General features: G+C 70.0%; 11 protein-coding genes. 2 read left to right on the top strand and 9 right to left on the bottom strand.

Features of this window, described 5'->3' with window-relative positions:
* Positions 1–23: 23 nt before the first annotated feature.
* Positions 24–602, top strand: a complete 579-nt coding sequence (locus tag JOF40_RS10135) for a uridine kinase family protein (protein WP_246152872.1) — start codon at positions 24–26, stop codon at positions 600–602.
* A gap of 92 nt (positions 603–694) precedes the next feature.
* Positions 695–3,025 carry an endopeptidase La gene (lon, locus tag JOF40_RS10130; RefSeq protein WP_129185795.1) on the top strand — a complete coding sequence of 777 codons (2,331 nt, stop codon included), beginning with the start codon at positions 695–697 and terminating at the stop codon, positions 3,023–3,025.
* Positions 3,026–3,086: 61 nt separating this feature from the next.
* Here the strand turns inward: lon and JOF40_RS10125 are convergent, their stop codons facing one another.
* From JOF40_RS10125 to JOF40_RS10085, 9 genes are all read right to left on the bottom strand, one after another.
* Positions 3,087–4,175, bottom strand: a complete 1,089-nt coding sequence (locus tag JOF40_RS10125; RefSeq protein WP_209674502.1) for an adenosine deaminase — start codon at positions 4,173–4,175, stop codon at positions 3,087–3,089.
* A gap of 12 nt (positions 4,176–4,187) precedes the next feature.
* Positions 4,188–4,643, bottom strand: a complete 456-nt coding sequence (locus JOF40_RS10120) for a MaoC family dehydratase (RefSeq protein ID WP_129185793.1) — start codon at positions 4,641–4,643, stop codon at positions 4,188–4,190.
* Between the two features lie 9 nt (positions 4,644–4,652).
* The gene (locus JOF40_RS10115) at positions 4,653–5,951 is read right to left on the bottom strand and encodes a thymidine phosphorylase (protein WP_129185792.1); all 1,299 of its coding nucleotides are present in this window, start codon (positions 5,949–5,951) and stop codon (positions 4,653–4,655) included.
* 14 nt (positions 5,952–5,965) lie between these two features.
* Complete coding sequence (locus JOF40_RS10110) at positions 5,966–7,177, bottom strand: cytochrome P450 (RefSeq protein ID WP_209674500.1); 1,212 nt, start codon at positions 7,175–7,177, stop codon at positions 5,966–5,968.
* Positions 7,174–7,623: a cytidine deaminase gene (locus JOF40_RS10105; RefSeq protein ID WP_129185791.1), complete on the bottom strand. Its 450-nt coding sequence runs from the start codon at positions 7,621–7,623 to the stop codon at positions 7,174–7,176. Before JOF40_RS10105 ends, JOF40_RS10110 begins: the two co-directional genes overlap by 4 nt.
* On the bottom strand, positions 7,623–8,864 hold the full coding sequence (locus tag JOF40_RS10100; RefSeq protein WP_129185790.1) for an ABC transporter permease: 1,242 nt from the start codon (positions 8,862–8,864) through the stop codon (positions 7,623–7,625). The genes JOF40_RS10105 and JOF40_RS10100 overlap by 1 nt, the downstream gene beginning before the upstream one ends.
* A complete protein-coding gene (locus JOF40_RS10095; protein ID WP_129185789.1) occupies positions 8,861–9,949 on the bottom strand; it encodes an ABC transporter permease in 1,089 nt (362 codons plus the stop codon). The genes JOF40_RS10100 and JOF40_RS10095 overlap by 4 nt, the downstream gene beginning before the upstream one ends.
* Positions 9,946–11,454 carry an ABC transporter ATP-binding protein gene (locus JOF40_RS10090; RefSeq protein ID WP_209674498.1) on the bottom strand — a complete coding sequence of 503 codons (1,509 nt, stop codon included), beginning with the start codon at positions 11,452–11,454 and terminating at the stop codon, positions 9,946–9,948. Before JOF40_RS10090 ends, JOF40_RS10095 begins: the two co-directional genes overlap by 4 nt.
* Before the next feature lie 169 nt (positions 11,455–11,623).
* The gene (locus JOF40_RS10085) at positions 11,624–12,706 is read right to left on the bottom strand and encodes a BMP family lipoprotein (protein WP_129185787.1); all 1,083 of its coding nucleotides are present in this window, start codon (positions 12,704–12,706) and stop codon (positions 11,624–11,626) included.
* Between the last annotated feature and the right edge of the window lie 124 nt (positions 12,707–12,830).

Below are 12,830 nucleotides of genomic sequence, written 5' to 3'. Positions count from 1 at the left end.
GGGCGTCCGACTATCCTCGTGCGGTGGCCGCATCCTCCGGAGTCGTGATCGTCGCCGGGCCCTCGGGATCGGGCAAGTCGCACCTCGCGGCACGCCTCGGGTGGTCGGTGCTGCGCCTCGACGACTTCTACCGCGACGTCGACGCCCCCGGCATGCCCCGCTCGAGCCTCGGCATCGTCGACTGGGACCACCCCGACTCGTGGGACGCCGTCGCCGCGGTCGGCGCGATCGCCGAGCTGTGCGCCTCGGGCACCGCAGAGGTGCCGGTCTACGACATCGCGACGAGCCGGCGCACGGGGTCGCAGGTGCTGGAGGCCCCGTCCGGGCGCTTCATCGCCGAGGGGCTGTTCGCCCCGGTCATCGTCGACGCCTGCCGTGAGGCCGGGCTGCTCGACCGGGCGATCTGCCTGCACCGGCACCGCCTGGTGACGTTCGCACTGCGCCTGTTCCGCGACCTGAGGGAGGGCCGCAAGGCCCCGTGGGTGCTCGTGCGGCGTGGTTGGCGGCTGATGCAGGACGAGCCCCGCATCGTCGCCGAGGCCGTGGCCCACGGGTGCACGCCGATGTCGCCGCGGCGCGCCCGCGAGCTGCTGGCCGGCTGACGTCCGCCCTCAGCGAACAGTGAACACCCCACGGAACAAGCTCCGACTCAGGCTAGTTGAGCCCGACAGACTCAACTCATGTAGGAGCACTTGTGAGCACACTCCAGCAGTTCCCCGTCCTGGCCCTCGAGGACGTCGTCGTCCTCCCCGGGATGGTCGTCCCGATCGAGCTCGACGACGCCGCGCGTGCCGCGGTCGACGCCGCCCGCACCAGCAACTCTGACCGCCTTCTCGTGGCCCCGAGGCTCGAGGACCGCTATGCCACGCACGGCGTCATCGCCACGATCCAGCAGGTCGGCCGGCTCCCCGGCGGCGGTCCCGGGGCCGTGCTCCGGGCCGAGCAGCGCGCCCACATCCAGGGCGGCGTCACGGGCCCCGGCGCTGCGCTGTGGGTCGAGGCCGAGCTCGTCGACGACGCCGAGCCGACCGAGGCAGTCCTCGACCTCGCGCAGGAGTACAAGGGCCTGCTCGTCGCGATCCTGCAGAAGCGCAACGCGTGGCAGGTCATCGACTCGGTGCAGCGCCTGTCCGATCCCGGCGAGCTCGCCGACACCGCGGGCTACGCCTCGTACCTCGAGAACGGGCAGAAGCGCCAACTGCTCGAGACCGAGGACGTCGGCGAGCGCCTGACCGTCCTGATCGGCTGGGCTCGCGACTACCTCGCCGAGGCCGAGGTCAACGAGAAGATCTCCGAGTCGGTGCAGGAGAGCATCGACAAGAACCAGCGGGAGTTCGTGCTGCGCCAGCAGCTCGCCGCGATCCGCAAGGAGCTCGGCGACGACGAGCCGGAGGACACGAAGGACTACCGCGAGCGCGTCGAGGAGGCAGATCTGCCCGATGAAGTCCGCAAGGCCGCGCTGCGCGAGGTCGGCAAGCTCGAGCGCGGCAGCGACCAGAACCCCGAGGCGGGCTACATCCGCACGTGGCTCGACACCGTGCTCGAGCTGCCGTGGGGCATCACGACCGACGACCGCACCGACATCGCGGCGGCACGCGAGGTGCTCGACGCCGACCACCACGGCCTCGACGACGTCAAGGACCGCATCGTGGAGTACCTCGCGGTGCGCGCCCGTCGGCAGGAGCGCGGCCTCGAGGTCGTCGGCGGACGCGGCTCGGGCGCCGTCATGGCGCTCGTCGGCCCTCCCGGCGTCGGCAAGACGTCGCTGGGCGAGAGCGTGGCGCGCGCCCTCGGACGCAACTTCGTCCGCGTCGCCCTGGGCGGCGTGCGCGACGAGGCCGAGATCCGCGGGCACCGTCGCACCTACGTCGGGGCGCTGCCCGGACGCCTGGTGCGGGCGATCGGCGAGGCCGGCTCGATGAACCCCGTCGTGCTGCTCGACGAGATCGACAAGGTCGGCTCCGACCACCGCGGCGACCCCGCGGCGGCACTGCTCGAGGTGCTCGACCCGGCGCAGAACCACACGTTCCGCGACCACTACCTCGATCTCGACCTCGACCTGTCGGACGTGCTGTTCCTGGCCACGGCCAATGTCGTCGAGCAGATCCCCGAGGCCCTACTCGACCGCATGGAGCTCGTGCAGCTCGACGGCTACACCGAGGACGACAAGGTGCAGATCGCGAAGCAGTACCTGGCACCCCGCCAGCTCGAGCGTGCGGCGCTGACCGCCGACGAGGTGACCGTCACCGACGAGGCCCTGCGCCTCATCGCCGCGTCGTACACGCGCGAGGCCGGCGTGCGGCAGATGGAGCGGCTGCTGGCCAAGGTGTTCCGCAAGGTCACGACCCAGCTGACCCGCCCCGACACCGTCCAGCCCATCGTGGTCGACGAGTCGACGCTCGTCGACTACGTCGGACGTCCGAGGTTCGTCCCCGAGGTCGAGGAGCGCACGGCGGTCCCGGGCGTCTCGACCGGGCTGGCGGTCACGGGTCTCGGCGGCGACGTGCTGTTCATCGAGGCCAGCTCGTTCGAGGGAGAGCGGTCGCTGGCCATCACGGGTCAGCTCGGCGACGTCATGAAGGAGTCGGCGCACATCGCACTGACCTACGTCAGGTCGCACGCCGAGGCGATCGGCATCGACCCGGCGACGCTGGAGCGGTCGATCCACCTGCACGTGCCGGCCGGCGCGGTGCCCAAGGACGGACCGTCCGCGGGCGTCACGATGGTCACGGCGCTCACGTCACTGGCCCTCGGGCGCAACGTGCGCGCCGACGTCGGCATGACCGGCGAGGTCACGCTCAACGGGCGGGTGCTGCCGATCGGCGGCGTCAAGCAGAAGCTCATGGCCGCGCAGCGTGCCGGGCTGAAGACCGTCTTCATCCCCGCTCGCAACGAGGTCGATCTGGCCGACGTCCCGGACGAGGTGCTGGCCGAGCTCGACGTGCGGCCGGTCGCCGACGTCGCCGAGATCCTGGCCTACGCCCTGGAGGACGTGGCGAGCGAGCGCAGCGAGCAGGCGGCCTGACCCCCGCTGGGCCTGACGTTTCTGCAGACACGCCGTCGGCGTGTCGGTCAGAACGTCAGGCTCAGCGTGCGAGGGCCGCGTACCCCGGCTTGATGACGTCGTTGATCAGCGCGAGCCGCTGGTCGAAGGGCAGGAAGGCGCTCTTCATGGCGTTGATCGTGAACCAGCGGACGTCGTCGAGGTCGTAGCCGAAGGCGTCGACGAGCAGCTCGAACTCCCGCGTCATCGACGTGCCGCTCATGAGCCGGTTGTCGCAGTTGACCGTGACCCTGAAGCCGAGGTCCTTGAGCCTGCCGATCGGGTGGTCGGCGATCGAGGTCATGCCGGGGACCGCATCGGTCTGCAGGTTGGACGACGGGCACATCTCGAGCGGGATGCGCCGGTCGCGGATGTAGGCGGCGAGGTCGCCCAGCACGGGACCGCCCGGGGCGTCCCAGTCGATGTCGTCGACGATGCGGACGCCGTGGCCGAGGCGCTCGGCCCCGCACCGCTGGATCGCCTGCCAGATGGACGGCAGCCCGAACGCCTCGCCCGCGTGGATCGTGAAGTGCGCGTTCTCGCGCCGCAGGTACTCGAAGGCCTCGAGGTGCAGGATCGGCGGGAAGCCGTCCTCGGCCCCCGCGATGTCGAAGCCCGCGACGCCCCGCGAGCGGTACTCGACCGCGATCTCGGCGATCTCCATGCCGCGCTTGGCGTGCCGCATCGCCGTGAGCAGCTGACCCACCACGATGGGGTGCCCCAGCGACTCGGCCTCGGCGCGTCCCTCGTCGATGCCGGCCTGCACGGCCTCGACGGCCTCGTGCAGGGAGAGTCCCGCCGACTGGTGCTGCTCGGGGGCCCAGCGCAGCTCGGCGTAGACGCATCCGTCGGTGGCCAGGTCGACGACCGACTCGCGGGCAACACGGGCGAGGTCCTCGGGACGCTGCATGACCGCGACGGTGTGCACGAAGGTCTCGAGGTAGCGCACCAGCGAGCCTGAGCTGGACGCCTCCTCGAACCACGTGCCGAGCGCCGCGGCACCCTCGGCCGGCAGGTCGTGCCTGATCTCGGCGGCGATCTCGACGATCGTGGCAGGGCGGACCCCGCCGTCGAGGTGCTCGTGGAGCGCGACCTTGGGGGCCTTCTGAATCTGTTCGGTGGTGGCAGTCACCAGGTCATCGTGTCACGACGCCATGAGCAGCGTGACGGTCTCCGCGACGCAGGCCGGCTTGTCGTTGCCGCGGATCTCGATGGTGTGCTGCAGCGTGACCTGCTGACCCTTCTCGATGTCGGTGACGTCGAGCATCGACACGCTGCTGCGCACCTTCGACTTCACCGTGACGGGCGAGACGAACCGCACCTTGTTGAGTCCGTAGTTGACCCGCGCCATGTCGCCCGCGAAGGCGAAGACCTGCGCCCCGAGGAACGGGATGAGCGACAGGGTCAGGTAGCCGTGGGCGATCGTCGCCCCGAACGGGCCCTGCGCGGCGCGCTCGGTGTCGACGTGGATCCACTGGCGGTCACCGGTCGCGTCGGCGAACATGTCGATGCGGTCCTGCGTGATGCCGACCCACTCGCTGACGCCGAGCTCTTCGCCCGCGGCCGCTGCGATCTCACTGCTGTTGTTGAACATGCGCATCGTGCGAACCTAACCGATCCGGTCGAGGACCACGCTGGATGTCCGCGCACCGGCGGCACCGATGTCGTACCCGCCTGTGAGCGCAGCGATCGCACGGTCGAAGCGCTCGGGCGTGTCGGTGTGCAGCGTCATGAGCGGCTGACCGGCCGTGACGGCGTCGCCGGGCTTGGCGTGCATCACGACACCTGCGGCGGCCTGTACCTGCTCGCCCGGTCGCGAGCGGCCCGCTCCGAGCCGCCAGGCGGCGACGCCGACCGCCATGGCGTCGAGACGGGTCAGCGTGCCCGACTCGGGTGCCGTGACGACGTGCGTCTCGCGAGCGGTCGGCAGAGCGGCGTCGGGGTCGCCGCCCTGCGCCGAGATCATCCGCTTCCAGACGTCCATCGCCGCGCCGGAGGCCAGGACGTCGGCCGGGTCCTTGTCGTCCTTGCCCGCGGCGCTGAGCATCTCGCGGGCCAGGGCGACCGTCAGCTCGACGACGTCAGCCGGTCCGCCGCCCGCCAGCACCTCGACCGACTCGGCGACCTCGCACGCATTGCCCGCCGTGAGCCCGAGCGGGGTCGACATGTCGGTGAGCAGCGCGACCGTGCGCACGCCCGCGTCGGTGCCGAGCGCGACCATCGTCTCGGCCAGCTCGCGGGCCTGGTCGAGGTCCTTCATGAAGGCACCCGAGCCGGCCTTGACGTCGAGCACCAGCGAGCCCGTGCCCTCAGCGATCTTCTTGCTCATGATCGAGCTCGCGATCAACGGGATCGCCTCGACGGTGCCCGTGACGTCGCGCAGCGCGTAGAGCTTCTTGTCGGCCGGGGCCAGGCCCGCACCAGCGGCGCAGATGACCGCGCCGACGTCCTCGAGCTGCGCCATCATCTCGTCGTTGGTCAGCGCCGCACGCCACCCGGGGATGGCCTCGAGCTTGTCGAGCGTGCCGCCGGTGTGCCCCAGCCCGCGGCCCGACAGCTGCGGGACGGCCACGCCGCACGCCGCCACGAGCGGCGCCAGCGGCAGCGTGATCTTGTCGCCGACGCCGCCGGTCGAGTGCTTGTCGGACGTCGCCCACGACAGCGACGAGAAGTCCATGCGCTCGCCGCTGTCGATCATGGCGTTCGTCCACCGGCTGATCTCACGACGGTTCATGCCGTTGAGCAGGATCGCCATCGCGAGCGCCGCCATCTGCTCGTCGGCGACGATGCCGCGCGTGTAGGCGTCGACGACCCAGTCGATCTGCGGATCGGTGAGCTCGTGGCGGTCGCGCTTGGCGGCGATGACCTCGACGGCGTCGAAGGCCTCGGTGCGGGTGGAGCCTGTCATGGGGACCTCCGGGGTCAGGATGAGACGGGGATTCTCTGGTAGCCGCGCAGCACCCAGGTGGGGCGACGCGGGGACTCCCCCGCGAGGCGCAGCTCGGGGAATCGGTCGAGCAGGGCGCGGATGCTGATCTGCAGCTCGAGGCGGGCCAGCGGCGCGCCCAGGCAGAAGTGCAGGCCCATGCCGAAGCCGACGTGGGGGTTGGGGTCGCGCCCGACGTCGAACACGTCGGCGTCGGCGAACACCTCGGCGTCGCGGTTGGCCGATCCCATCAGGCACGCGATCCGCTGGCCCGACCGCACGAGCTGGCCGGCGACCTCGACGTCGGCGGTCGCGGTGCGCTCGAACAGCTGCAGGGGTGCGTCGTAGCGGATGAGCTCCTCGAGCGCGGTCTCGACCGACACCTCTCCCGAGACGATGCGCCGCAGCTGCTCGGGGTGCTCGAGCAGGGCGTGGAACCCGTTGCCGAAGACGTTGACGGACGCCTCGTGGCCCGCGTTGAGCAGCAGCACGACCGAGGCGACGAGCTCGTCGTCGCTGAGCTTGGATCCCTCGTCACGGGCACTACTGTGCCCATGATCGCGTGCCGCGATGAGATCGGTGATGAGGTCGTCGCCCGGCGAGGACCGACGCTGCTCGACGACGCCGCGCACGTAGTCGGAGAACGCCGTGCTGGCCTCGATCGCGGCCGCCTTGGTCAGCGCCCCGACGCCCGGCTCGTACATGTGGACGATGGCCTGCGACCAGTCGCGCAGCTTCGTGTGGTCGTCGCGGGGCACGCCCAGCAGATCGGCGATGACGTAGACCGGCATGGGCTCGGCATAGTCGCCGAGCAGGTCGAAGGGCTCGCCATCGGGCAGGTCGGCGACCATCGACGCCGCCAACGCCTCGATCCGGGGCCGCATGCGCTCGACGTGGCCGCGACCAAATGCCTTCGAGACCAACGCCCGCAACCTACGGTGTGTCTGACCTTCATTTTCCATCATCTGGTTGCGGTGCAGGGCGTTGAACGGCTCCATCTGCGAGGCCGGCTCCCAGTCGGTCCAGAGCCTGCCGAACGAGCGGTCGCGCAGCACCTGGCTGACGGCGTCGTGCGTCGTCGCGAGCCACGTGCCCATCGGCTCGTGCCACAGCACGGGGCCGCTCGCGCGCAGCGACGCCAGCACCGGGTAGGGATCGGCGATGAAGGCCGGCGACCCGGGGTCGAGCTGCACGGCGTAGCGCGTCACTCCGCGACCGGGTCGGCGGTGCCCGGACGTCCGGCGGCGAGGTCGTCGGCACCGAAGGCGTCAGGGAGCACCTCGTTCATGGTCTTGACGCCGCTGGGGGTCATGAGCTGCATGTCGGGCCCGCCGTTCTCCCACAACAGCTGGCGGCAGCGTCCGCACGGCATCAGCGCGACACCGCGCGAGTCGACGCACGCGACCGCGATGAGTCGTCCGCCGCCGGTCGAGTGCAGCGCCGAGACCATGCCGCACTCGGCGCACAGCGCCACGCCGTAGGCGGCGTTCTCGACGTTGCAGCCCAGCACGACCCGGCCGTCGTCGACGAGACCCGCTACGCCGACCTTGTAGTGCGAGTAGGGCGCATAGGCGCGCCCCATGACCTCGGTGGCGTACTTCGTCAGCGATGCCCAGTCGATCGGGTCGTCCGGTCCGTTGATGCCCAGCGCCATCAGCCGGCACTCCCTCGTCGGTAGGGCTTGCCGTCTGCCGCCGGCATGCGCAGTCGTTGTGATCCCAGTGCCAGCACGAACATCGTCGTGACGTACGGCGTCATGACGGTGAACTCGCGCGGCACGCTGTCGGTGAGCAGGAACCAGGCCAGCACCACCGCACCGGCCGCCGCGACGACCAGCGCGCCCTTGACCTGACGGCGGTAGGCACGCCACGCCGCGAAGGCCAGCAGGCCGATCGCGACGAGCAGCAGCAGAGAGTGCACCGACTGGGTGTCGCGCAGCCGCAGGGAGTCGGTGTAGCCGAACGTCAGCGCGCCGGCCAGCAGACCGCCGGGACGCCAGTTGCCGAAGATCATCGCCGCCAGGCCGATGTAGCCGCGGCCGCCGGTCTGCCCGTTGCTGAAGCCGCTGGACGCGACGAGCGCCAGGAAGCCACCACCGATGCCGGCCAGCGCGCCCGAGATGAGCACGGCAACGTACTTGTAGAGGTAGACGTTGATGCCGAGCGTCTCGGCGGCCTGCGGGTTCTCGCCGCACGACCGGAGTCGCAGGCCGAACGACGTCCGCCACAGCACGAGGGCCGAGACGATCACGAGGGCGAAGATCAGCAGGCTGAGCGTCGAGATGTTGGTCGTCAGCGCCTGGACGACCGAGGCGACGTCGGAGACGAAGAACCAGTGCGTGTCGGCGATCGTGTTGGCCAGGTCGGAGACCCCGGGGATCGTGACCTGGGCCGGCGCCTCCAGCCCGTTGAGCTGACGCGGGCCGCCCCCCTCGTACTCGGGGAAGATCGCCTCGGCGAGGTACGTCGCCGCACCCGCACCGATCAGGTTGATCGCGACGCCCGACACGATGTGGTCGACGCCGAACGTGACCGTCGCGATGGCGTGCAGCAGGCCACCGATCAGGCCCAGCAGCGCCGCGCCGAGGATGCCGACCCACGGCCCGTAGTGGTACGTGAAGAACGCCGCACCCCACGTGCCGAGGATCATCTGCCCCTCGAGGCCGATGTTGACGACGCCCGCGCGCTCGGCCCACAGCCCGCCCAGTGCCGCGGCGAGGATGGGGCACGTCGCGATGATCGCGGCGCGGATCGTGCCGGCCCCCGTGAGGTCGTTGGTGTCGGTGATGATGCGGACGAACGACACGACGCCGATGCCGATCAGGCCGATGTAGAGCCAGCTCTTGGTGAGCCGCTCGACGATCGCGCTCCTGCGCGATGCGGTCGCGGTGCTCATGCGGTCGCTCCCGTCGTGCCGGTCAGCTCACGGCTGACGGCTCGCTGCTCGAGCCGGGTGCGCCATCGGCGCACGACCTCGTAGGTGACGACGACCGCCAGCACGGCGACTCCCTGGGTGATCTGGACGATGCTCGGCGACACGTCGGTGCCGAACGTCAGGTCGTTGGACTTGACCGAGAGGAACGCGAACAGCAGCGCGCCGAACAGCATCCCCACCGGACGGTTGCGGCCCAGCAGGGCCACCGCGATGCCGAGGAAGCCGAGGCCGACCTGGAAGGACGTGCCGTAGTTGCGCGCACCGCCGAACAGGGCCGGCATCCAGATGAGACCCGCCACGGCACCCGAGAGCATCATCGAGATCAGGATCATCCGCTTGGGGTTGATGCCGCTGGCCAGCGCGGCGCTCTCGGACTGTCCGCTGGCGCGCAGGTCGAAGCCGAAGCGGGTCTTGTTGAGCAGCACCCAGAAGCCCACGCCGACGAGCACCGCGATGATCGCGAGGGCCCAGATCTCCCCGTCACGGTCCTCGAACGGCGACCAGCCGCCGAGCGTCGTGCCGTCGGGCAGGTTCTTGGTGTGGACGCTGTTGCCCTCCTTGACCCCGTAGTTGTTGAGGAAGTAGCCGACGAGCGTCACGGCGATCGCGTTGAGCATGATCGTCGAGATGACCTCGCTGACCCCGCGGGTCGTCTTGAGGATGCCCGCGATGCCCGACCACGCCGCTCCCACGAGCATCGCGACGGCGAGCGAGGCGATGACGTTGGCGAAGCCGCCGAGATAGGCCGCACCCGCGAACGAGGCGGCGGCGAACGAGGCGATCGTGTACTGGCCCTCGAGGCCGATGTTGAACAGCCCCATCCGGAATCCGATCGCCGCGGCGACCGCGGCGATGTAGATCATCGCCGTCTGATTGACGATGTCGACGCGCAGGCGCGGCTTGGGCACCTCGAACATCGTCGACCAGAACTCGCCCGGCGAGCTGCCGACGGCCGCGATGACCAGGGTCGTGACCAGGATGCTGAGCAGCACCGCGATGGCCGGTGCCAGCAGCGCCAGGCCGATCGACTTCACGCGACTCGTCATGCCGCTCCTCCTGTCATCGCCGTGCCGAGGTCCTGCGGGGTCACGCTCGCCGGGTCGAAGGTGCCCACGAAGCGTCCGCGCAGGATGACCTGGATCGTGTCGGACAGGCCGATCAGCTCGTCGAGGTCGGCCGAGATCAGCAGCACCGCCAGGCCGGCCCGGCGGGCCCGCTTGATGTGGTCCCAGATCGCCGCCTGCGCGCCGACGTCGACGCCGCGGGTGGGGTGCGACGCGATCAGGAGCACGGGGTCGCCGCTCATCTCGCGGCCGACGATGAGCTTTTGCTGGTTGCCGCCCGAGAGCGCTCGCGACGGCGTGTCGATGCCGGGGGCGCGGACGTCGTAGTCGGCGACGATGCGCTCGGTGTCCTTGCGCGCACCCTTGCGGTTGATCCACATGCCCTTCGAGCTGGGGGGCCGGGTCTGGTGACCCAGGATGCGGTTCTCCCACAGCGGCGCGTCGAGCAGCAGGCCGTGGCGGTGCCGGTCCTCGGGGATGTAGCCGATGCCGGCCTCGCGCAGCTGACGCGTGTGCCAGTGCGTGACGTCCTCGTCGCCCAGCATGATGCGGCCCGCGGTGGGGATGCGCATGCCCATGATGGTCTCGACCAGCTCGGCCTGACCGTTGCCCTCGACGCCTGCGATGCCGAGCACCTCGCCGCGACGGATCGTCAGCGACAGATCGGTCAGCAGGTTGCGGCCTGCCTCGTCGGTCAGGGTGACGCCGGACAGCGACAGCTGCACGGTGTCGGTGACGGTCGACTCCTCGGTCTCGGGCGAGGGCAGCTCGGAGCCGACCATCAGCTCCGCCAGCTCGTGCTTGGTGGCGGTCGCCGGATCGGCGGTGCCGACCGTCGTGCCACGGCGCATGACCGTGATGTCGTCGGAGATCGCGAGCACCTCGTCGAGCTTGTGCGAGATGAACAGCACCGAGTTGCCGGCCGCCTTGAGCTCGCGGAGGTTGACGAACAGGGCGTCGACCTCCTGCGGAACCAGGACGGCGGTCGGCTCGTCGAGGATGATGATGCGGGCGCCGCGGTAGAGCACCTTGGCGATCTCGAGGCGCTGCCGGGCCGCGACGCCGAGCTTCTCGACCAGCACGTCGGGGTCGAGGTCGAAGCCGAACCGGTCGGAGATGCGACGGATCTCGGTGCGCGCACCGTCGCCGATGCCGTGCAGCTTCTCGGCACCCAGAACCATGTTCTCGAGCACCGTGAGGTTGTCGGCCAGCATGAAGTGCTGGAACACCATGCCGACACCGGCCTCGATGGCCTCGGTCGGCGACTTGAGGACGACCGGCTTGCCCTCGATCGTGATGGTGCCGTCGTCGGGACGCTGGACGCCGTAGAGGATCTTCATCAGCGTCGACTTGCCGGCGCCGTTCTCGCCGATCAGGGCGTGGACGGTCCCGGGACGGATCGTGACGTCGACATCATGGTTGGCGATGACTCCGGGGAACCGCTTGCCGATCCCCCGCAGCTGTACTGCATCGACTGCAGACGGCACGGACACTCCCTACGTACGACTTCTCTGGGCCGGCCTCGACGAGGTCGGTGGCTGGGCACTCGCTGCTGCTCGGACGACGACGAACCTGGGCTGAACGCTACCGCGCCAGCCCAGGTTCGTCGTCACGTGCTGATGGTGCTGATCCTGCTGTGCTGCTGTCGACCGTGCACTACGGCTTGGTCGGGACCGTGACCTCTCCGGAGATGATCTTGGCCTTGTACTCGTCGATGCCGGCCGTGAGGTCGCTGATCGCCGACTCGTTGGACGTCGAGTAGCCGACGCCGTCCTGCTTGAGGTCATAGACCGTGTAGCTGACCAGCGGCTTGCCCGCGTCGATCGACTTGGCGAAGTCGTAGGTCGCGGTGTCGACGCGCTTGAGCATCGACGTCAGGATGAACGGCTTCTGCGAAGCGGTCGCCGTGAGGTACTGGTCGGAGTCGACACCGATCGCCCAGTTGCCCTCGCCGGCCTCGACCGCGGCGTCGAAGACGCCCGAGCCCGAGCCACCGGCCGCGTGGTAGACCACGTCGGCACCCTTGTCGAACTCGCCCGTGGCAGCAGCCTTGCCGCCGGCGGGGTCACCGAAGCCCGACAGGTCGGACTCCTGGATGTAGGCGACCTCGACCTTGATGTCGGGCTTGGCGGCCTTGGCGCCCGCGGTGTAGCCGGCCTCGAACTTCTGGATCAGCTCGTTGTTGACACCACCGACGAAGCCGATCGTGCCGGTCTTGCTCTTCTCGGCGGCGGCGACGCCGACGAGGTACGAGCCCTGCTCCTCCGCGAAGCCGAGGTAGGCCACGTTGTCGTTGGCCTTGTCGTCGGGGTCGAAGCCGTCGATGACCGCGAAGTTGACCTCGGGGAAGTCGGGGGCCACGGCGTTGACCGACTCGCTGTAGGCGAAGCCCACGCCGACGACCGCGGTGGCACCGTTCTCGGCCATGTTGCGCAGACGGTCCTCGCGGGCCGACTCGGCCTCGCCGTCGGTCGCCTCGCCCTCGATGCAGGTGGCGTCGAAGTCGCTGACGGCCTTCTCGAGACCCGCGTAGGCCGAGTCGTTGAACGACTGGTCGCCGCGTCCGCCGACGTCGTACGCCAGGCCGATCTTCGGGCCGTCACCGTCGGCGGTCTTGCAGACGTCGTCGCTGGCAGCGGGCTTGTCGCCTCCGCCACCCTTGCTGTCGCTGCCTCCGCAGCCCGCGAGAGCGAGCGCGGCCACGGCGGCGACGGCGGAAAGCTTGGTCAATCGACGCACAGTTCCTCCTTGATACGGAGCCGGGAAGCCCGGCACTCGTGACCGACCCTAGTGTCCGGGCGGGTCGTTCGGGAGGGCCTCGCAGGGATTGCCGGGCGCTGTAACCGTTTCTTCACCTGCCGAG

The sequence above is a fragment of the Aeromicrobium fastidiosum genome (assembly GCF_017876595.1).
GTDB lineage: Bacteria > Actinomycetota > Actinomycetes > Propionibacteriales > Nocardioidaceae > Aeromicrobium > Aeromicrobium fastidiosum.
The sequence above is the reverse complement of the archived record's forward strand: the minus strand, read 5'-3'. Positions and strand labels throughout refer to the sequence as shown.

Bases quoted from the DNA above. Each gene is read 5' to 3' on its own strand.
- JOF40_RS10120 (WP_129185793.1), bottom strand. From the start codon at position 4,643: ATGCGCATGTTCAACAACAGCAGTGAGATCGCAGCGGCCGCGGGCGAA.
- JOF40_RS10115 (WP_129185792.1), bottom strand. From the start codon at position 5,951: ATGACAGGCTCCACCCGCACCGAGGCCTTCGACGCCGTCGAGGTCATC.
- JOF40_RS10105 (WP_129185791.1), bottom strand. From the start codon at position 7,623: ATGGCGCTGGGCATCAACGGACCGGACGACCCGATCGACTGGGCATCG.
- JOF40_RS10100 (WP_129185790.1), bottom strand. From the start codon at position 8,864: ATGAGCACCGCGACCGCATCGCGCAGGAGCGCGATCGTCGAGCGGCTC.
- JOF40_RS10095 (WP_129185789.1), bottom strand. From the start codon at position 9,949: ATGACGAGTCGCGTGAAGTCGATCGGCCTGGCGCTGCTGGCACCGGCC.